The organism is Campylobacter concisus (assembly GCF_002913715.1).
GTDB lineage: Bacteria > Campylobacterota > Campylobacteria > Campylobacterales > Campylobacteraceae > Campylobacter_A > Campylobacter_A concisus_AG.
This window is the reverse complement of the sequence record NZ_PPCE01000010.1, coordinates 37,275-58,070: the sequence shown is the minus strand read 5'-3', so window position 1 is coordinate 58,070 and position 20,796 is coordinate 37,275. Positions and strand designations below refer to the sequence as shown.

The 20,796-nt window shown below is 34.4% G+C and carries 20 protein-coding genes; 6 read left to right on the top strand and 14 right to left on the bottom strand.

Annotation, left to right across the window (positions count from 1 at the left end; genetic code table 11):
* Positions 1–3: 3 nt before the first annotated feature.
* Genes rfaQ through waaC form a run of 4 tightly spaced genes read right to left on the bottom strand, consistent with a single transcriptional unit; the run spans position 4 to position 3,620 of the window.
* Positions 4–1,065: a putative lipopolysaccharide heptosyltransferase III gene (rfaQ, locus tag CYO92_RS08645; protein WP_103588491.1), complete on the bottom strand. Its 1,062-nt coding sequence runs from the start codon at positions 1,063–1,065 to the stop codon at positions 4–6.
* Entirely contained in the window at positions 1,062–1,766 is a 705-nt protein-coding gene (locus CYO92_RS08640) for a glycosyltransferase family 2 protein (protein ID WP_103588490.1), read from the bottom strand. The genes rfaQ and CYO92_RS08640 overlap by 4 nt, the downstream gene beginning before the upstream one ends.
* A complete protein-coding gene (locus CYO92_RS08635; protein ID WP_103588489.1) occupies positions 1,760–2,653 on the bottom strand; it encodes a lipid A biosynthesis lauroyl acyltransferase in 894 nt (297 codons plus the stop codon). Before CYO92_RS08635 ends, CYO92_RS08640 begins: the two co-directional genes overlap by 7 nt.
* The gene (waaC, locus tag CYO92_RS08630) at positions 2,646–3,620 is read right to left on the bottom strand and encodes a lipopolysaccharide heptosyltransferase I (RefSeq protein ID WP_103588488.1); all 975 of its coding nucleotides are present in this window, start codon (positions 3,618–3,620) and stop codon (positions 2,646–2,648) included. Before waaC ends, CYO92_RS08635 begins: the two co-directional genes overlap by 8 nt.
* Before the next feature lie 63 nt (positions 3,621–3,683).
* Between waaC and CYO92_RS08625 the strand changes: the two genes are divergently transcribed.
* Entirely contained in the window at positions 3,684–4,715 is a 1,032-nt protein-coding gene (locus CYO92_RS08625) for a 3'-5' exonuclease (protein ID WP_103588487.1), read from the top strand.
* Positions 4,716–5,231: 516 nt separating this feature from the next.
* Here CYO92_RS08625 and CYO92_RS08615 read toward each other — a convergent pair.
* The 10 genes from CYO92_RS08615 to mraY form a co-directional block, all read right to left on the bottom strand.
* Complete coding sequence (locus tag CYO92_RS08615; RefSeq protein WP_103588486.1) at positions 5,232–5,789, bottom strand: hypothetical protein; 558 nt, start codon at positions 5,787–5,789, stop codon at positions 5,232–5,234.
* The gene (locus CYO92_RS08610; RefSeq protein WP_103588485.1) at positions 5,761–6,057 is read right to left on the bottom strand and encodes a hypothetical protein; all 297 of its coding nucleotides are present in this window, start codon (positions 6,055–6,057) and stop codon (positions 5,761–5,763) included. The genes CYO92_RS08615 and CYO92_RS08610 overlap by 29 nt, the downstream gene beginning before the upstream one ends.
* Before the next feature lie 2 nt (positions 6,058–6,059).
* The gene (locus tag CYO92_RS08605) at positions 6,060–6,536 is read right to left on the bottom strand and encodes a hypothetical protein (protein WP_103588484.1); all 477 of its coding nucleotides are present in this window, start codon (positions 6,534–6,536) and stop codon (positions 6,060–6,062) included.
* Positions 6,523–7,320, bottom strand: coding sequence for a hypothetical protein (locus CYO92_RS08600; protein ID WP_103588483.1), 798 nt, complete (start codon positions 7,318–7,320; stop codon positions 6,523–6,525). Before CYO92_RS08600 ends, CYO92_RS08605 begins: the two co-directional genes overlap by 14 nt.
* A gap of 11 nt (positions 7,321–7,331) precedes the next feature.
* Positions 7,332–8,228 (bottom strand): glycoside hydrolase family 19 protein, encoded by an 897-nt coding sequence (locus tag CYO92_RS08595; protein WP_103588482.1) that lies wholly within the window; start codon positions 8,226–8,228, stop codon positions 7,332–7,334.
* 1,253 nt (positions 8,229–9,481) lie between these two features.
* Positions 9,482–9,664: a hypothetical protein gene (locus CYO92_RS08590; RefSeq protein WP_021091560.1), complete on the bottom strand. Its 183-nt coding sequence runs from the start codon at positions 9,662–9,664 to the stop codon at positions 9,482–9,484.
* Between the two features lie 90 nt (positions 9,665–9,754).
* Positions 9,755–10,111 carry a hypothetical protein gene (locus tag CYO92_RS08585; RefSeq protein WP_103588481.1) on the bottom strand — a complete coding sequence of 119 codons (357 nt, stop codon included), beginning with the start codon at positions 10,109–10,111 and terminating at the stop codon, positions 9,755–9,757.
* Positions 10,104–13,664, bottom strand: a complete 3,561-nt coding sequence (locus CYO92_RS08580; RefSeq protein ID WP_103588480.1) for a glycoside hydrolase family 19 protein — start codon at positions 13,662–13,664, stop codon at positions 10,104–10,106. The genes CYO92_RS08585 and CYO92_RS08580 overlap by 8 nt, the downstream gene beginning before the upstream one ends.
* Positions 13,665–13,809: 145 nt before the next feature.
* Complete coding sequence (murD, locus tag CYO92_RS08575) at positions 13,810–15,027, bottom strand: UDP-N-acetylmuramoyl-L-alanine--D-glutamate ligase (protein ID WP_103588479.1); 1,218 nt, start codon at positions 15,025–15,027, stop codon at positions 13,810–13,812.
* 8 nt (positions 15,028–15,035) lie between these two features.
* Entirely contained in the window at positions 15,036–16,100 is a 1,065-nt protein-coding gene (gene mraY / locus CYO92_RS08570) for a phospho-N-acetylmuramoyl-pentapeptide-transferase (RefSeq protein ID WP_103588478.1), read from the bottom strand.
* A gap of 79 nt (positions 16,101–16,179) precedes the next feature.
* On the opposite strand from mraY, the gene gpmI reads away from it, so the two are divergent.
* The 5 genes from gpmI to tatA are packed head-to-tail and all read left to right on the top strand — an operon-like array spanning position 16,180 to position 20,793.
* A complete protein-coding gene (gene gpmI / locus CYO92_RS08565) occupies positions 16,180–17,643 on the top strand; it encodes a 2,3-bisphosphoglycerate-independent phosphoglycerate mutase (protein ID WP_103588477.1) in 1,464 nt (487 codons plus the stop codon).
* 4 nt (positions 17,644–17,647) lie between these two features.
* On the top strand, positions 17,648–18,409 hold the full coding sequence (gene fliR / locus CYO92_RS08560; protein ID WP_103588476.1) for a flagellar biosynthetic protein FliR: 762 nt from the start codon (positions 17,648–17,650) through the stop codon (positions 18,407–18,409).
* Positions 18,410–18,466: 57 nt separating this feature from the next.
* Positions 18,467–19,909, top strand: coding sequence for a Highly acidic protein (locus CYO92_RS08555; RefSeq protein WP_103588475.1), 1,443 nt, complete (start codon positions 18,467–18,469; stop codon positions 19,907–19,909).
* On the top strand, positions 19,910–20,521 hold the full coding sequence (gmk, locus tag CYO92_RS08550; protein ID WP_084041149.1) for a guanylate kinase: 612 nt from the start codon (positions 19,910–19,912) through the stop codon (positions 20,519–20,521).
* A gap of 50 nt (positions 20,522–20,571) precedes the next feature.
* Positions 20,572–20,793 carry a twin-arginine translocase TatA/TatE family subunit gene (gene tatA / locus CYO92_RS08545; RefSeq protein ID WP_054197075.1) on the top strand — a complete coding sequence of 74 codons (222 nt, stop codon included), beginning with the start codon at positions 20,572–20,574 and terminating at the stop codon, positions 20,791–20,793.
* Positions 20,794–20,796: the final 3 nt, after the last annotated feature.

The following is a 20,796-nucleotide window of genomic DNA, read 5'->3' as shown; positions in this document are numbered from 1 at the left end:
TGCCTATCCTAAAATTTCTTTTATTTTGGCTTTTATCTTTGGCATTTCGTCGCTAAAATCCATCAAGGTCTTTTCTATGCCATGCTTTGCTATGCCCTCTTTATCGCAAGGCACAAAGTCCCAGTCTTTTTGATAAACAGTATGTTTGCCCATGCTTTGAATGCCATTTTGCGCTGTGTAGCCATTTTCCATGAGTGAGTTATCCCAAGGCCCCCACTCAAAAGCATTGCTTGGACCAAAAAAAGCGATCACAGGCACGTCATTTGCTGCAGCAATGTGCATGATAGCTGTATCAACACCGATAAAAAGGCTTGAGTGCTTTGATAGGGTGATCGTTTGTTTCAAATTTAGCTTGCCACCTAAATTTATGGGCTCACTCTTGCAAATTTTTAGTACGCTTGCTAGCTTTTCAAGTTCATTTTCTTTATTATCACTTGTTAGCACGACCTTTACACCAAGCTCATTTTCGCAGTAGTCAATGAGATCTGCCATGCTATCATCGTTTGCACATTTAAACATCCAGCGGCTTGTTAGATGCATATGCACAAAGCGTTTTGGTAAATTTAGATGCTCCACGCTCTCGTCCGAAAATACACTCACCTTTTTACTCACTGACTCAAAGCCCAAAGCTCTTAGCGCATTTAAATTTAGATCAACCGTGTGGGAGAAATTTTCATAGTATTTTGCCTTTACGCTCAAAAGCTTGTTTATCGCCTTGTGCTTGCCTAAAAAGCCGACTATCTTTTTGATCTTGGCATACTTTGAGATTATGACGCCGCGGTCTCCAGTGGTCGTTTGCACAGCCATATCGTATTTTTCTTTTTTGATGGCTTTTATAAATTTTATTTCAGTAATTAGCTTTTTAAAAAAGCCAGAATTTGCACTTTGCCTATCGTAAATGTGAATTTTATTTATGTAAGGATTTCCTTCTATCATCGCTTCTGTGCCTTTGTTTAAGGCAAAGTCGATGGTCGCGTCTGGGTAGTAGTGGTGCAAATTTTCAATAAGAGGCGTAGTCAAAAGCACGTCGCCGATGTTCCTAAATTTAATTATAAGTATTTTCATTTTATATATTTCCAAAATGTGTACTGAGCGTAAAGTCTAGCTATGATGTAGCCGGCAAAGCCCTCTTTAAAGCCACCTTTTAGCACATAAAGCTTAAAAAATGTCCACGCTGGGCTTGTAAGCGCCTTTAGTAAATTTCTTTTTGCGCCCATGCTTGAGTAGCGATTTTGCTTAGCTATAAACTGCTCGATGCTCTCATATGCATAGTGTAAGAAGTGATTTTTAAGCGCGCCAAGCCTTTGTGAGCCGTCATTTAAAACGACCTTTTCATGCACAGCTCTGCCATCAAATTTGGCAAAATTTTTGTTAAAAAGCCTCACTGTGTAGTCTGGATAGAGCCCCATATTTTTGATCGCTTTGCCAAAGAAAAAATTTAGCCTAGCTACGTTGTAGGCCATAAATTTTGGCTCTTTTAGCGTATCTATGATCTCGTTTTTAAGTTCATCCGTGATCACCTCATCACTATCAAGCACAAAGATCCACTCGTTTTTGGCTAGATCCACACCCTTTTGCTTTTGCGCGCCAAATCCAAGCCAAGCTTGCTCGTGAAATTCCACGTTGCTAAAGCCATCACAAATTTGCCTTGTGTTATCTTTTGAGCCGCTATCAACCACGATGACCTCATCAGCAAATTTAGCGCTATCTAACACCTCTTTTAGGTATTTTTCGCTGTTAAAAGTTAAGATGACAACGCTTAGCATTCATACTCTTTTTCGTAAAATCTCTTAAATCTTTGGTGAAACCAAAAGTACTCCTCAGGCCTTGCTCTAACCACCTCTTCGCACGCGCTGCACTGCATTTGCGTTACTTTTTGCACCGCCTCTTCTTTGTCAAATTTATTTATATCAATGGCTGGCGAAAAGCAAATTTCACTTATATTTTCATCTTTTTGATAGATAAATGCATTAATTATTAGTGCGTTTGTTTTTTGAGCTAACACGCTTGCAGCTGGTGTGTGAAGCACATCCTTGTCAAAAAATTTCACCTTTATGCCATCTTTTGGAGCGGTATTTTGATCGACTAAAATTCCCACTATTCGCCTAGCTTTTAGCGCTTTTAAAATATCTTTTGCACCGCCATCTTTGTCAATGAGCTCCACGTCAAACTGCGATCTGTTCGCCTTTAAAATTTCATTCATGACGCCACTATCAAGCTTTCTACCAAGTACTGAGACTGCACCAAAACGAGCAGCCATTGCTAAGCTAAAAAGCTCCCACTGCCCAAAATGCGCGGTCGTCACGATAATCGGACGATCAAGCTTAAGCGCTTCAAGCAGATTATGCTCATTTTTAAAACTAACTTTTTCAAGCACTTTTTGCTTTGTCGTGTTTTGATTGAGGATAAAATTTATACCAAGATATTTTGCAAAGTTGTAGTAACATTTTTTAGCGATCTCTAGCTTCTCTTCCTTGGTTTTTGACTCACCAAATGCAAGATTTAAATTTGTCATAACGATATGAAATCTCTTTTTTTTAAGTTTCATAAACGCAAACGCTAAAAATTTAGCAAGTAAATCTCTAAGTGAGCTAGGCAGTAAAAATATAAAAAATTTTAAAGTATAAAAGCTAGCCAGATAGAGCCTATCCATTTAGCAGCCTTTTTGCAAAATTTGCAATCGTTTCTGGAAAAATTTCTCTTATGCAAAAGTCGTTTTTATCGATACTTCTGGCATCTATTTGCTTGCCCATATCTATAACTAAATTTTTATCCGTGATGTAAGCATTTCTGTGGCTGGGACGGTTGCCAAAAAGTGTGATAGAAGGCCTATTCATCGCCCAAGCAAGGTGTGTTAGGCCACTATCGTTGCCAATTACTAAATCACATCTTGTAATGAAGCTTATCATCTCTTTTATGCTAAGTTTTTCAAGTAGCTTTGCCGAGGTACCTGAGATGATCGCCTCAGCCCTTACTTTCTCGCTCTCACTTCCGTAGCAAAGGCAAATTTCGCATCCATCAAGTAGCCTGATCACATCTTTAAATTTGTTATAAATTTTGCTCTCTTCGCTTGCAAAGGCAGCGATCAAAACGCGTTTTTTACCACTTTCGTTTTTATAAATTTCACTTGCTTCAAAGCAAGGTACTTTTTCTAAAATTTCACTTGCTTCAAAGCTAAAATTTAGAGCAAAAGCTACAAGCGATAAATTTCTAATGATTATATTTTCGTTGTAATCAATTTTAAATTTATGCTTGTAAAGCCTGGCTGCGATCTTTTCTTTGACACTCTCTCTGCTAAAGCCATAAGTTTGCTTGCCTATTATTTTTGCTACGACGGCTGATTTAAAAAGTCCTTGCAGATCGATCACTTTGTCAAATTTACCAAGGGTTTTTAGTATCTTGTAGCTTTGTTTAAAGCTTTGTTTAAGCGGTAAAACGACTAGCTCGTCGATAAGCGGATGATCTTTTAAAAGGCTTGCAAAACGAGCATCAACTAGCCAAGTGATATGGGCATTTGGATAGTGCTTTTTGATAAACTGAAGCACAATAGCTGCATGCACGATATCCCCAAGAGCGGAGAGTTTGACGATGGCTATTTTTAGTTGATTTTTGTTTTGCATTGATCACTTTAGATATAAATTTTTGGTATGATTTTAAAAAAAAATGCTTAAAAAAGGGCTAAAATGGCGAAAAGTTACATCTGTGTCTTTGACTGTGAAACGATACCTGATGCAAATTTGATAAGAAAAATTTATGGCATTGATGGGAGCGATGAAGATGTGAGCGTGCAAGCGATGACGCTGCAAAAAGAGGCCAGTGGTAGTGAGTTTTTGCCTGTGATGTTTCATAGAGTCGTGGCTATCTCTGCTGTTATGGCTGATGAGTATGGCAAATTTTTAAAAGTTAGCACGATGGAGGGCAAAGACGAGTGTGAGATCATCGCTAAATTTTTAAAATTTATAAATGATTATAACCCAAGGCTTGTTAGCTTTAATGGCCGTGGCTTTGACCTACCGATGCTAATGGTGCGTGCGATGCGCTACAACCTAAACGCGGCGGCGTATTACGAGAGCGAAAACAAAGAGCTAAATAAAAATAAATGGGAAAACTATAGAGCTAGATATTCACCCAAATTTCATCTTGATTTGCTTGATTTTATAAGCGATTTTGGAAGCGTAAGAGGACTAAAACTTGACACACTTTGCGCTAGCTTAAATTTACCTGGCAAGTACGATGTGCACGGTGATCAGGTGCTTGAGCTCTACTATGCAGGTGAGCTTGATAAGATCAACGAATACTGCGAAAGCGACGTACTTAACACCTACTGGCTCTTTTTAAAATTTGAGCTTTTACAGGCAAATATCTTGCAAGATGACTATATAAATCACCTAAACGTGATGAGTGAATTTCTAGCCAAAAACTGCGCTCACAGAGGATACACTGAGGTCTTTTGCACTGCGATAAGTGATGAGCTGGCTAGACTTAATGGCAAGCTTGATTATGAGATAAAGATCCAAAAAGAAGACGATGAAGAATTTGATGATTTTAGTGATCTTGACGGCACAAAAGATACGCCAGAGCAGCTAAATGAGCGTTTGGCAAGACAAGGGCTTGACGGGCTTTTAAAAAAAGCGAGTGAGGTTGCGTCAGCTGCCAAAAAAGATAAGAGTTTTGCCGAAGAGAAACTACCTGAAATAAATTTGGACGAAGAGTAGAAATTCTACGCTTTTAGGCCGTAAAATATCTTTTGCTACTCTATGGAATTAATATCCTGATCCGCGGAATATCACAGATACTCAAATCCAAATTCATACTCTTTTAAAACTCCATTAGAAAAGATGAATTTCTCGTAGTAGAGTGGCATATCAAATTCTTGTAAGAGTTTGCTTTTATTTTGCTCAGTGATGTAGGTGACAATAGAGGTGGCGTTTTCTTCTTGTAGATCGTTTGGCTTGCCTAGCTTCTTTAAAATTTGGTCTTGTTTGTCACCAAGTTTGATGCCAGAATTTGTAGTAAAAATTTTTATTATATTTACTTTTGTAAAATATTTCTGATGCTAATTGGGTCATCTATGACTGCTAAGTTACCTTTACCCCACTATATTCTGTTTGTTCAAATGCTTAGTTCAATATTTTATAGTAGCTTTGCTAGACATTAAGAGTTTATAAGCATATAAATTTTGTCCTATAAATATATTTACTTTTAAATACGTTACTCAAATTACCTAATTACTACTTATTTTTATAAAAGTTTTTTCTCATGTCATTAAGAATTTTTGGAGTGATTTGATTTATATAAAGTCTATTCTTTTTACCATGATCTACGTAGTAATTTTCTGCTTTATTAATTTTTTCATCGTTTGTAGTTTCATCTATATATCCAAATTTCCAAGTGTACTCATACAAATAAAATTCCGAGGCTAATTTTTTAAAAAGTATATAAAAGTCCACTATATTTCGATCTCTGTCTTGGGTTCCGCCTTTAAACTCAATTATATTACCATTAGCTGTAACGCTCCACATAGACATATCGTCATAACAAAAACTCCATTTTTTCATTTTCTCTTTATAAATAATGGCGCACTCTTTTATTTCTATTGCCTGCCCCAGGTTATCCTCATTATAATTACGTAAAATCTTTACAGAATAGCTATCACTGCCTATTTTAAAATAATAGTTAGATACGTCTTTGTATTTAAAATTTGGTATTTCATCTTTTCCCATACCATTGCAAGCCAGCAATGATACTAATAAAAATGCACTATTTAAAAATTTGAAAAATTTCAGCATTTCTAATCCTTGTGTAATTTTCTTTTTTATCTCTTTTGCTTTGGTTGTCGGTCCCCCTATTAATAACATAAGTTATTTTATCCACTACATTTTCATTATTTGAGTCATTTTTACTCTCATCTGCTATTTTATGCAGATTATTAGAAAGCCAAAACCATGCAGCACTCATTATCGCGTACTTTTCATATTCGGCTACTAAAGTTGGATTTTCTACTATATTATCTTCAGTATTAAAATTTTTATTAATATAGTTATTAAAAAAATGCAAAACTATATCTTTTTGATTTTTCCATTCTCAAATTTATATTTTCTTTCGTCTGATAGTTTTCCGCTACTTTTAAAATTTGGCTCACCATTGTTGGTTAGTGTATTTTTGTGTGGTTTGTCTATTATTAAGATGCTTTCATTAGTGACTTCGAAAAATGGTATACTCGCGCACCAATCTATCTTGCCTTGAAATTTAACATTATTGTCCTCTTTTTTTTCAAAAATTCTCAAAGGCCCGTGTCCATTGCAAGCAGCATAGTTTTGTATGTCTTGAAATATCCATACTTCGCTGCGATTCAATTTGGTGTAAAATATTAAATTTGGTTCAAGCTCATACTCGCACTCTCTGCTATAAATTTTTTCATCATTTATACTTATGGAGCATTTGTCGTCCTTGCTGTACGTTTCTATACTTAAGTTTTGAGCATTAGAAAATATAGCTAAAAGTAGCAATAAGTATAAAAATCTAGTTTTTATCATCAATTTTTCTATTCTCAGGCAAAATCAAATGACCATTTTTGTCTATTAAGGAGTATTGGATTAATACTATGTAAATTAGGTCATGTATTTTGTATCTATCAAAATCACCAGTATATTCATCATATTTTCTTAAAAACTCGGCATAAGGCTTATTATCTGTCTTTTTAATACCATTTAGCTCTACTTCTGAATAAAGTATCGGCACATACTTTAAAGTATCTTCAAAAACCTCTTTAAATTTCTCATAGTCTTCACCATAAATTCTTTTAAATAACTCTTTATCGCTCTTATAAAGCATCAGTGCTATTTTTGCCGTATAGCTTCTATAATATGACCTAGAGCAATGAATAGCACCAGATATACTAAATGTTAGTTTACAATTTTGTTTAAATTTTTTAGAGCGTGGAACTATACACTCTTTTTGAGTTTTAGCTATCCTCTCTCTAGCTATCTTTTGAGCTTTATCTTTTAGCTTAGGATTTTCTTTTATGATTAGATTGTAAAGATCAGCAAAGTAGTTGTCTCTAAAAGCAGTGCTTCTTGACTGACATATGAAGTCCTCTAAAGAGAACTCTTTAAATTTATATTTCTCTTTATCGTCATAGCATTTAAAGCTAGGAGTAATAAAGTCGGTACCATAGTCTGCATCACAAAAAGCTCCACCATCAACCTGCCCATAATCATCACTAGCTTTTTTGGTAGCCTTACCTGGCATCATAGGCTCAAAAGCATATAAATTTAAGACTATTATCAAACTCATTAATAATATAGATTTAGGTTTCATCTCTTATCCTTTTATTTAAATTTCTTAAATATATTTGCTTCTCTTATACGTTTATAAGAGTTTATTCTTTTTGTTCTGCTTTTTTCATCTGTACCACCATTTACTTTTTTTGTTATTTTGTTTACCACATCTTCATTTTCTGAGTCCACTTTACTTTCATCTGCTATTTTATATATCATTCTATATTTATGTATCCAGAAAAATGCAGCTGACACAAAAGCATAGGTTTTATTTTCAGTTACTAGTTCTGGATTATCTACAAAGCTTATTTCATCTCCTACCAATTTAACTTCGTGTGCAAATGTATTAAATTCGGTATATATTTCTCTACCAGTTATTTGTATTATCCCTCTACCTCTATATTTCCAGCCGTCGCCTTCTTCGGTATTGCCAAGTCGCAAGTCTTTAGGTCTATTTTCATCAGCATATCCTCGATTGGCTATAGCTTCTTGATCGGCTTTTTGAATTATTTTTCCTTTTGTATCTTTTATTCTTCCTACATCTTTACTTCTATCATAATTATTTTTAAAATAACCAATATTGGATCTCACAAGACCTTCCACACTATAATCTAAACTCTCTGTCAGTTTTGGGAAGCTACTTTCCACCTCTACTGCACATTGCCCAAAAAAATGCTCCAATCTATTTCTAGTATTAAGCTTATATTTTACATACATTTGAATTCCATCTTCATCATCTCTTCTATTTAGTTCATCTACCATTTCTTGTAAGATATATTCTTGGTTTGTTTTTATATTAGTAAATACTTGTTTTAGCATACTTAGCGTAAAAGGATAATCTTTAATCTCTATTAAAACATTTATCCCCTCATCTCCATCTTCCCATATACCTTTATTTACTCTAGTTAAACTCTTTGATTCATTAAAAGAGTTAATAAATTTATCCATATTCTCTTTATTTAATAAATTTATACCAAGCTTATCATCTTTATCTGCATTAGACTGATTATTAGGGCTCTCTTCTTTTGCATAAATTTGATAGCTCTTATTTGTATTCTCATCACTTTTTAGCTCTTTGCTTAGTTTGTCGTCTTCATATATATTTATCTCATTTGAAGAGATATCTTTACTTATATATAAGTAATTATCATTTTTTATTAAAGTATCGTCTTTATTATCACTAAGCTTTAATTTAGCATCAAATGTCTTCTCTTTTATAGCATGCTCAAACTCATATATAACTAGCTTATCGTCTTTAAATTTAATATATAGAGGTATCTTTATATCTATTCTTATATGATTTTTGCCATATCTTGTAAAAAACTTAAATTTATCCTTATCACCTTCAAGATATGCAAAAAATACTATAGTATGACCACCTTGTTTTAGTTTATCTAGATCATCTTTTTGTATAACATCTGAAATTTTAAATGTTATCTCTTTACCCTTTTGATCTTTTAAGCCTACTACATCTTTTGGATTTGATTTGGATAGCTCATCATACTCTTTACTATTTATTACCTTATATCCCCAAAGTATCTCTTTATATCTCTTACTACCTTTTTCTTGTTTATATATAGCCTTTAAGCTTATTGGCTCATTTGTCTTAAATGGATACTCACTATCAGAGATTACATTTGTTATATGATCTGTTATATCTCTTAACGAGACCTTATTGCTATAGCAAAAGTTAGAACTACTCTTATCTTGATATCCTAAAGATATTACAGCTGTATCAGTGTGAGCATGAATATCTTTAGTGCTATAAACTTTACTTAGATCACTTGAATAAAGTATAAATTTAGTATCTCCTTTATTCTCTTTGTCTATTGGGATATTAAATGTAGCTGTATATGAGTTTTTGATATCCGAGTCTTCATTTTTTACTAAAGATATACTCTCATATATACTTTTATCAAAGCAGTGATGAAGATATATCTTATCTATATCTTCACTTGCCTTACCATCTTCGTTTTCAATGATGAGATTGTTTATTGTTATAATCTCTATATTTTTATAGACTATTATTGATATTTATTCTTCGATTTCTTATAAAATTTATCAAAACTCGCAGGCAGTCCACTATCTATTTCTTTAAGTTTTGAATAGGAATTCTTATTGTTCTATCTGTTGTAAATCATCGCTTTTAAAAATAGTTTTTTCTTGCTTAAAAATGTTCAAATACATTTTTCTACGAGACATTATGTCGCCATAAATTTCATATATGTAGTTTGAATTTTTAAATTTATTCCCATCAAGCGCTCATTTACATTATTTTTTATTGGTGTTGATTTTGATAAAATTTCTAAACTTTTGGTATTTCTTTTATTTACCCAAAAATAACCACCATTTGTACAATGTATGTCACCCTCACATTCGAACATAGCAATAGCTATTAAAATTTTTCATTTTCATAGTAATATTCTATTTCTTCGGCTTTAAAAAAAGTAATTACAAAATCATGCACGCTAGCCCTATTTATCAAATTTTAAGTATTTACTATCACAATCTTCAAAATGATTATACTCGTTCATAGAGTTTCCGTAGTTTTGTATGACTATGCTACCATTTTCATACATCCCGTCAATCTTTTTAAATTTTATATAAAATCCACCTTCGCCATTGCTTTTTATGCTTGATATATAGCCTTGTGATTTTGTCTGATTATTATCAACTATCTTGTAAAAATACTTTGCCTTATTAGTATTTTTCGTTATTTCTATTGAAATATTACAAGGCTCATTCTTGTAAAACCCAGTTAAATTTATATCTTTTGCGTAGGTGCTGCATACTATAAATAACAGCATTACTAAAAATCGTATTTTATTCATTTTCTACTCCTAAAATTGTATTAATTTTTTTTCTTCTTTTTATAATGATGTCTTTCGCTTTTCCGTTTGGTAATTTTAAATAATCTTTTGTTAGCTCAAGGTATCTTAAGCGACACTCATTTGATTCAGAGTTATTTAAATTGGCATATTTATAAACAGCATCGTGAATATTCCATACTTTACTGCTTTTAATAGAGTAGTTATTGTCTTCTAGATTATTAAAACTATCCCTCAAACATTCAATTGTTGAATGCATTTTGAGTAACTTATTTTTCCTATCACTAAATCCATTAAAACCTCCATTTATTCTATATGTAATATAAATTAAATCATCATCGTCAGCCATATTATTCAAATTAACATTTAGGTGTTTAGCCCAATACCATCCAGCTGAATCTACAGCATATTGTTTTTCTTCTAACTTAGTATTATTGCTTCCATCTGTGAAATTAATACCCTTGTAAGAACCATATGCGGTATAATTTTTTCTTCCAGTAATTTGAATTAATCCTCTACCTTTGAAGCGTTTTCCATCTCCTGGCTGAGTATTTCCCAAATCCTTTCTACCTTCATATGCTGAACCGTCCGCGATTTCCTTTAAGTATACAAATTCTCCAGACTCATGTCTTATTTGTGCTAGGAAGTGTATTTTTCTTTTGCAAGTGTTAATATTATATTCTTTCATAGTAGAATTAATGTAGTTTAAAAAAATATTTGTGTTGTCTTCACTGACCCCCAATTTAATTAATTCTTCTTTTGATATATTTCTGCCACAAAGACAGCTTTCTCTCATCTTTACTCCAACCCCCTCATCTCCATCTTCCCATATACCTTTATTTACTCTAGTTAAACTCTTTGATTCATTAAAAGAGTTAATAAATTTATCCATATTCTCTTTATTTAATAAATTTATACCAAGCTTATCATCTTTATCTGCATTAGACTGATTATTAGGGCTCTCTTCTTTTGCATAAATTTGATAGCTCTTATTTGTATTCTCATCACTTTTTAGCTCTTTGCTTAGTTTGTCGTCTTCATATATATTTATCTCATTTGAAGAGATATCTTTACTTATATATAAGTAATTATCATTTTTTATTAAAGTATCGTCTTTATTATCACTAAGCTTTAATTTAGCATCAAATGTCTTCTCTTTTATAGCATGCTCAAACTCATATATAACTAGCTTATCGTCTTTAAATTTAATATATAGAGGTATCTTTATATCTATTCTTATATGATTTTTGCCATATCTTGTAAAAAACTTAAATTTATCCTTATCACCTTCAAGATATGCAAAAAATACTATAGTATGACCACCTTGTTTTAGTTTATCTAGATCATCTTTTTGTATAACATCTGAAATTTTAAATGTTATCTCTTTACCCTTTTGATCTTTTAAGCCTACTACATCTTTTGGATTTGATTTGGATAGTTCATCATACTCTTTACTATTTATTACCTTATATCCCCAAAGTATCTCTTTATATCTCTTACTACCTTTTTCTTGTTTATATATAGCCTTTAAGCTTATTGGCTCATTTGTCTTAAATGGATACTCACTATCAGAGATTACATTTGTTATATGATCTGTTATATCTCTTAACGAGACCTTATTGCTATAGCAAAAGTTAGAACTACTCTTATCTTGATATCCTAAAGATATTACAGCTGTATCAGTGTGAGCATGAATATCTTTAGTGCTATAAACTTTACTTAGATCACTTGAATAAAGTATAAATTTAGTATCTCCTTTATTCTCTTTGTCTATTGGGATATTAAATGTAGCTGTATATGAGTTTTTGATATCCGAGTCTTCATTTTTTACTAAAGATATACTCTCATATATACTTTTATCAAAGCAGTGATGAAGATATATCTTATCTATATCTTCACTTGCCTTACCATCTTCGTTTTCAATGATGAGATTGTTTATTGTAAGAGTAAGACCTGAACTTGATGCTGATGTAGGTACTATATTATTGCCATGAGCTAGACGAAGCTTTATATCAAACATAGCTGAGTCTTTATCATCTCTTAGGGTAAAGTTATTCTCTTTAGCAAAATTTAATAAAGAGAAATTTAGGTGTTTGTTTTTGGACGTTTGGTCTTCAAAGTACTTCATACTTATAGCGTCATCTTCTAGTTTATACTCTATATCATCACTATTTTGCTTTATGCTAGTAAAGGTAGCACCATTTATCTTATCTTCTTCATTTTTGTTTTCTTGATAAAGTATTACCGTATCTTTGCTCTTTGCATTTTTAAATTTTATCTCTTCATTTTTACTATCTTCATAAGAGTCAAATTTAAAGTCAGTAAGTATTAGCTCACATAAATTTGCCTTGCCATAGTTTGGCCTACTAGAATTTAGCTCTTTTGGGTTTAGCTCACTGCAATCAAATGGAGTCTGACTAGCTAGCACAACGGTAAATTCGCTCTTTTTAGGTTGAAAGACTCTAATAGGAGTTGTCATCTTTCTTGGGCATAGCAAGAGTATGTTTTCTTGTTTATAAAATTCCTCCTCTCTTTGCCTTAAGAGCTTATTTATTCTTGAAGTATTTGAAGCATTTGAGCTGATTAAATTTACGCAGTATATATTTTCAAGGTTAAAGGTTTTTGTACTTTGAGTGCTTAATAAAGAATTTATCTTTGTAACAAATGGCTGAAATAAAGCCTCACATTTTGATGTATCTGATGCATTTAAATTTGATCCATTTTCTTGAAGTTTCATAAATTCTAAATGAGTGACGTTTTGGATGATCTCTTTATTGTTTTGATTTTTTGATTTATATTTTGCTTTAGAAATATTTAAATGGCTAAAAACATCTATACACTCGGTAAAATTAACATTTTGTTCATTACTTTCATAAAGCCCAAACTGATTTGAAATTTTTTCTCGTAAAATAGATGTTTTATTGCTTGCCTCATCACTAAAGCTTTCATATGCTAGCCAGAACCAGGCCTTAAAACGATTTTTGCTTTTGATATAGCTTGCTAGGGATGGATCAATATTACTTTTCTTGCTGATATAAAGAAGTGCTAAAAGTGCGACATGCTCTCTTGAAATTTGGCTGTTTTGTGTATCTGAAGTAAGTGAAACGGCTTGTAAATTTTTAAGTGAAGAGTTGTTTAATTTTTGATTTATCTCTTGGATTAGCGGCGTAAGCTTTTGCTCCAAGATGGCATTTAGCTGATCTTCCGAGCTAAATTCAAACTCAGGTAAAGTATCGGCACCTCCAGACTTTGCATAAGCCTCTTTTGTGGCGTCATTTATCTTTTTAAAAAGTTCATCTGTGTCTATCTTTTCTATGGTAGTCGTACTAGTGGTGTTAGCAATAGCTCGCTTGACATCTTTTATGACTTTGTCTTTGTTGTTTTTATAAATTTGAGCACAAATAAGTTCTATATCATCTTTTAGGCTAAAGCCATATCCAATAAGTAGTTTGTTGTTAGATATAAATGGTCTGCTTATGTCATTGTCATATGAAAATTTTATGATATCTATTAAATTTCTTTTAAAATTTACATCATTTCTGGGCGTTAGAGGCATTAAACTTCCTTGGAAATTTTTGCTAAATATTAGCACAAACTTAAAAAGTATTCAACAATAAAACTTTATAGTAAAAATTTATGTCAAAAACATGAATTTGCATATTTTTGTTTTTGGTTAGACTACTTAAAATGGCTTGTAAATTTTAAAGCGCCTTTATAAACTCTTTAAATTTATCGCCTCGCTCGGCATAGCTCTTAAACTGATCAAGGCTCGCAGCTGCCGGGCTTAGAAGCGCTATCTCGCTGGTCTTTAGCTCTTTATTTATCTCATTTACGGCATTTTGTAAAAAATCGCATTTTAAAGCCGGTATGCCAAATTTAGTCGCTAATTTCATGAGTTTGTCACTATTTGAGCCGATGGCGTAAATTTTTACTCTTAAATTCTTCAAGTCTTCAAAAAGTGGCGTCATATCAACACCCTTATCATCGCCACCAAGTATTAGATGTATGAAATGATCTTTGTAGCGTTTTACGGCTTGTATGCTCGCATCTATGTTAGTAGCTTTTGTGTCATTGACCCAGATTCTGCCATTTTTATCGCTAAATTCTTCAAGCTTGTTTGCCTCGATGACGAAGGTATTTAAAAGTGCGACATCGCAGCGGTCAAATAAAATTTTCTCTACCGCAAGTGCTAGCAGCGCGTCAAGTAAAAATGGCGTTTTGAAATTTATATCATCTACGCTTACACCGCAAAATTTAGCCAGATCGCTCTCGTCTTTGTAAGCAATCACTTTTGCCTTTGTTGGCGTGCTGGCATAAATTTTAGGCACGATCGCCACGCTACTTTCGCTCATACTAGCAAGCGGCTTTAGCTTAGCCTTTTCGTATTCGCTCATGTCTCCATGCCAGCTTAGATGATCTGGAGTGATCGGCAAAAGCACGTAAATGCCTGGTGTGGCGTGATTTGTGTAGTGAAGGGTAAATGAGCTAGTCTCAAGTATCCAAATTTTAGCGTTTGGGTCTAAATTTGCTAGTGCGATGCCGACGTTTCCGCCCATGACTGAGCCCTTGCTCTCTAGTAGGTGCTGCGTCATCTTTGTAGTCGTAGTCTTGCCGTTTGTGCCGCTTATCCAGATGTTAAATGGCAGATTTTCTTTATAAATTTCATAAAAATAGTCATACTCGCTAACTAAATTCTTAGCTTTTTTAATAAGCTCGTGATGAGGCGGGATACCTGGGCTTGGTATCTCTAGGCTGCTTTTTGCTGGGTCAAATTCGCTAACTGGCAAAAGAGCATTGCCAAACTCATCTTTTGAGATTTCACTAAATTTATCATCATAGATATTCCAAAGACCGTCTTTTGTGAAATTCTTTGCGATCGCCTTTATCGTGCCACCGTAGCCAAATAGCGATTTTCTCATGACTTTCCTTATCTGATCTTTAGCGCAGTTAGTGCGATTAGATTTGCTAAAAGTGCGATGATCCAAAAGCGAACGATGATCTTATTTTCCGCCCAGCCTTTTATCTCAAAATGGTGATGTATAGGCGCCATAAGAAAAATTCTGCGTTTGAAAATTTTAAAGCTTCCCACTTGCAAGATGACGCTTAGGGTTTCAACCACAAATATGAGGCCGATGATGATGAGTAAGATTTCATTTTTGGTCGCAACGCCCATAAAACCGATATATGCTCCAACGCTCAAGCTACCGCTATCGCCCATAAAGACTTCAGCTGGATGGCAGTTAAACCATAAAAAGCCCATCAATGAGCCAATTAGGGCTGAAGAGACAACAACGCTTTCACCAACACCTATGATCTTTGGCAAGAGTAAATATGAGCTAAAGACCGCGTGTCCGCAGATGTAGGCAAAAACGCCAAGTGTTAAAAGTGAAAATATCGATGGCACAGTAGCTAGTCCGTCAAGCCCGTCTGTTAAATTTACTGAATTTGAAGCAGCGACTATGACCAGTGTCCAAAAGAAAATGGCAAAAATTTTTAAATCTAAAATAGGTTGCTTAAAAAAAGGTAGATAAAACTCGGTGCTAAGCTCGTGACTTGCATATAAAAAAACAGAAATTACAAAGGCTATTAAAAACTGAAAAAAGAGCTTTGCTTTTGGGCTTAGGCCGGCGTGATTTTTTGCTCCTAAAATTTTACTGTAATCGTCCTTGTAGCCAAGCAGTGTAAAGCAAACTAGGCAAAAGAGAGATGTTAAGACAAATGTGTTATCAAGCCTTGCGCAAATTATCGTGGAAAGTACGGCTGTGAAGACAAAAACAAGTCCGCCCATGGTTGGCGTTTTGGCCTTTTTTTGGTGAGTTTGTGGGGCAAGTTCGTAGATAGGCTGGGCGGCGTTTTTTGCCTTTGCCCAAGCGATAAATTTGGGCATCAAATAAGTTGTGAGTGCAAAAGCGATGAAAAAAGCGATACTAGCACGAACGGTGATGTATTGAAAGATATTAAAATTTAAAATTTCATAGATATAGTAAAACATGAGAGCCTTTATTTTTAAAAAAAGCAATTTTAGTATAATGGCCTTAAAAATTATCTAAAATTAAGGATAAATTTTCAAAATGAGTCAAAAAACTATTTTAATAATAACTGATGGTATTGGATTTAATAAAAGCGGTAAATTTAACGCATTTGAGGCGGCTAAAAAGCCAAATTACGAGAAATTTTTTAAAGAAATTCCAAACTCGCTCATAAAAACCTCTGGAAACGCTGTGGGACTACCTGAAGGGCAGATGGGAAACAGCGAAGTAGGGCACATGTGCATAGGAAGTGGGCGAGTTTTGTATCAAAATTTGGTCAAAATTTCACGTGCTTTTGCTGACGGCTCTATAGCAGAAAATGAAGCACTAAAAACTCTTTTTAAAAAGTGTAAAAAGATCCACGTCATAGGGCTTTATAGCGATGGCGGCGTGCACTCACATATGGAGCATTTTGATGGTATGTGCGAGCTTGCTAGCAAAAATGGCTGCGAGGTTTTTGCACACGCTATCACCGATGGACGCGACGTTAGCCCAAATAGCGGTCTAAATTTCATAAAAAGCTTGGAGGCTAAATTTAAGGTGGCGACTCTTTGTGGGAGATTTTACGCGATGGATAGAGATAAACGCTGGGAGCGTGTAAAAGAGGCCTATGATAGCTTGGTAAATGGAGCAAATTTAAGCAGCTTAACGCCAAGTGAGTATCTACAAAAAAGCTACGACGAGGGCGTGACAGACGAGTTTGTAAAGCCAGCAAGCTTTAATGGCTTTAGTGGCATGGGCGAAGATGACGGCGTGATCTTTATAAATTTTAGAAATGATAGGGCAAGAGAAATTTGCCAGGCTCTAGGTGAGGAGAAATTTAGCGAGTTTGAGCGACCTTTTGCTATCAAAAATCTAATCACCATGACCGAATACGACGCAAATTTTAAATTTGAAGTGCTCTTTAAAAATGAAAAAATAAAAAACACGTTAAGCGAGGTCATAGCAGCGGCTGGGCTAAGGCAGCTTCACACGGCTGAGACTGAAAAATACGCCCACGTAACATTTTTCTTTAATGGTGGCGTCGAGGAGTTAGCTAGCAATGAAACAAGGGTGCTTATCCCTAGCCCAAAGGTAAAGACCTATGACGAAAAGCCAGAGATGAGCGCTGCAGAGGTTTGCAAAGCCGTGATAAAAGGCATGGATGACGAGCAAGACTTCATAGTGGTAAATTTCGCAAATGGCGATATGGTAGGGCACACTGGCAACTATGAGGCCGCTATAAAAGCAGTAGAGGCAGTAGATACGGCTCTTGGAGAAATTTACGCTAAAGTAAAAGAGAAAAACTATGCGATGATCATCACGAGCGATCACGGAAACTGCGAAGAGATGCGCGATAGCAGCGGTGAGCTACTGACAAACCACACGACTTATGATGTCTTTTGTTTTGTGATGGCTGATGGCGTAAAAAAAGTAAAAAACGGCGGTCTAAATAATATCGCTCCTAGTGTTTTAAAGATCATGGGGCTTGAAATTCCAGCTGAGATGGACGAGGCGTTAATATAAAATAATGGAGCTAGTCGAGTTTTTCGGAGCGGATAAAGTCATAACCTTCATGCTCCTTTTTGCACGTCTTAGTGGGCTTATTGTATTTTTTCCATTCTTTTCTCACAATCAAATCCCGCTTAGCGTAAAAACTTTACTAGTTTTCGCCCTTTGTATCGTGCTTTTCCCGCTCTCACATGCCCATGAGCATGCTATAAATTTTTTGATCATGGAAATTTTAAGTGAGGCTATGCTCGGACTTTGTGCTGGGCTTTTGCTAAATATCGTTTTTGCCATACTTCAAATGGCGGGCGAGCAGATCTCAATGATTATGGGTTTTTCGATGGCTTCAGTGCTTGATCCGCAAACTGGTACAAATTCGCCAGTAATTGCAAATATTCTAAATTTCATCGCACTTCTCGCATTTTTGATGCTTGATGGGCACCATTTAATATTGCAGTTTTATTCCACTTCACTTTCAGCTATACCGCTTGGAGATTTTTATCCAAGAAGCGGTGTGATGAGCTACACCCTAAAGCTCTTTGGTAGTCTTTTTATGTTTGGATTTATTCTGGCTTTTCCTATTATCGCGCTTTCTATACTTTCAGATACTATTTTTGGCATGCTTATGAAAACTATGCCACAATTTAACCTATTAGTCGTTGGCTATCCTATTAAGGTAAGTATTAGCTTTTCGGTTTTGATAGCTATTTTAGCCGGCATTATAAAAATCATAACTGATATGATGGTGCAGATTTTAAACGATATGCCAGCACTATTTTTTTAAGTAAATAGCAATGAAATTTATCATAGAATACAGCCTCAAGCTCTTCAAGGAGGGATCATGAAAGTTGCACTTGTAAACAAAAACCCAGCAGTTTCTCGCCTTATAACGTTAAGTTTAAATAAACTAGGCATAGAATATAGTGAATTTGACGATGTTAATAGTGTTGGCGATCAATTTGATTATATTATCATCGATAGTGATATGGATAGCAGCGATGTTAATTTAAATCAAAAGATAATGTATCTAGCACCTAGAGGCGGCGAAAAGCCTGATTTTGCTGATGTTATGCTTGAAAAGCCCTTTTTACCAACAGAATTTATTAGTTTGTTTGAACAAAACAAAGATACTGACAATGATAAAGAACTTGAGCTTGGACTAGATGAGTCTGCAAATTTTAATGACTTTGACGAAAGCAATAAAAACTTTGATAATTTAGAAAATTTTGAGCTTCCAGAAATTGATATGGGTCTTGAAAATTTAGCAAAAGAAGATGATGAAGCAGAGAATTTTGATAATGAGGCTTTAGACGATGAGTTTTTAAAAGAGCAGCTAAGTGAACTGGAGACCGAGGATTTAAAGGATAAAGATATCAGTTTTGATGAAACAGACACTGAACTCATAGATGATGATATGATAAATGACATAGCTAGCAAATATATGGCTGATTCAGAAGATCTGGATAAATCCTTAGAACAAAATAATGAGCCACCTGTGACAAAAGAAGAGCATAGTGATAACTTTGATGAGCTTAGTTCGCTTGTAGATGAGATAGATGATATGGGCGAGAGCGACTTGGCGGATGAAGAGGCTAAAAACGAGCTTGATAAAATGGTTGAGCAAAATTCTCAAAATTTAGAAACTGCCGAGCTTAATGAAGATTTTGTAGATGATATAAGCCAAAGTAAAAAAGAGCTCAGCGAGATCGAATCTTTGGATAAAGAGCTAAACGAAGAAGCTAGCGAAGATAGTGAAAATTTTGATGAGCTAGAGACTGATTTTGGTAGTGATGAAAAATTTGAGCCTGAAAGCAGCGAGGCAAATTTGATAGATGAAGCTAGTCAAAATTTAGAGGAAGATATAGATGAAGAATCTACCAAAGAAGCAGAGGATATTTCTTTGGATGAAGATATAGACCTTGAAAAAGAGCCAGCTAAAGAAGATCATGAAGAAATTTCTGAAGAAGTCCTTGCCCAAGAAGGTCTAGGTATGGTAGATGAGGTATTTGAGGAAGAAAATTTTAAAGAAGAGACGTTAGATAGCCTAAATTTTGATGTAGCGTCTATTGAAGAAATAGATGAAAATACGATGCAAGCAGCATTTGGATTAAATATTGCTCCACAAACTAGCTCATGCGATGAAACAAAAATAGATGCTGACTATAAAGAAGAGCTAACCAAAAAGATCACAAAACACGTCCATGAGTCGTTAAATGAAAGCTCGCTAAGAGATGTGCTAAAAGATATGAACATAAAGATAAATATAAGTTTTGAGGAAAAGTAGTTGCAAGGACAAATTTTAGTAGTTTCTGGGCCTAGTGGAAGTGGGAAAAGTACGCTTTTGGGCCGTCTTTTAAAGGAAGAGAAGGATCTTTATTTTTCTATTTCAAGCACGACAAGGGCAAAAAGAGAAGGCGAAGTCGATGGAGTGGATTACTATTTTATAAAAGAAGATGAGTTTAAAAGCGGCATAGAAAAGGGCGAATTTTTAGAATGGGCGCAGGTGCATAAAAACTATTATGGCACGAGCCTAAAGCCTGTTTTGGCAGCACTTGAGGCTGGGAAGATAGTTATATTTGATATTGATGTGCAAGGCTTTCATATCGCACTTGAAAAATTTAAAAGCTACATAACTTCAGTTTTTATCACGACTGCAAATAAAAAAGAGCTTAAAAAACGCTTGAAAAACCGCGGAACTGATAGTGATGAAACGATAGAAAATCGCCTAATGAACGCAGTTGGTGAGATGGAGCACATCTTAGAATATGATTATTTTTTGGTAAATGATGACATTGAAAAGAGTTATAAAGGCCTAAAATCAATTCTTAGAGCGATGAGGCTAAAAAGCACGAAAATAGACTTAAGACGCGTTATTGATGAGTGGATAGATTGCTAGAAATTCAGGAATTTATGATAACATTTTGAAAAATTTATTGAGGAGAAAAAATGGGTTCTTTTAGTATTGGTCACTGGCTAGTTGTTTTAGCGATTATTGTTTTACTTTTTGGAGCAAAGAAGATCCCAGAACTTGCAAAAGGACTAGGCAAAGGCATAAAGACTTTTAAGGCTGAGATGGAGGACACAACCCCTGAAAAGAGCGAAAAAGTCGAGCATAAAGAAGAGAATGCCAATAGTCAAAAAATAGAAGAAACAACTAAAAACGCATAGGTT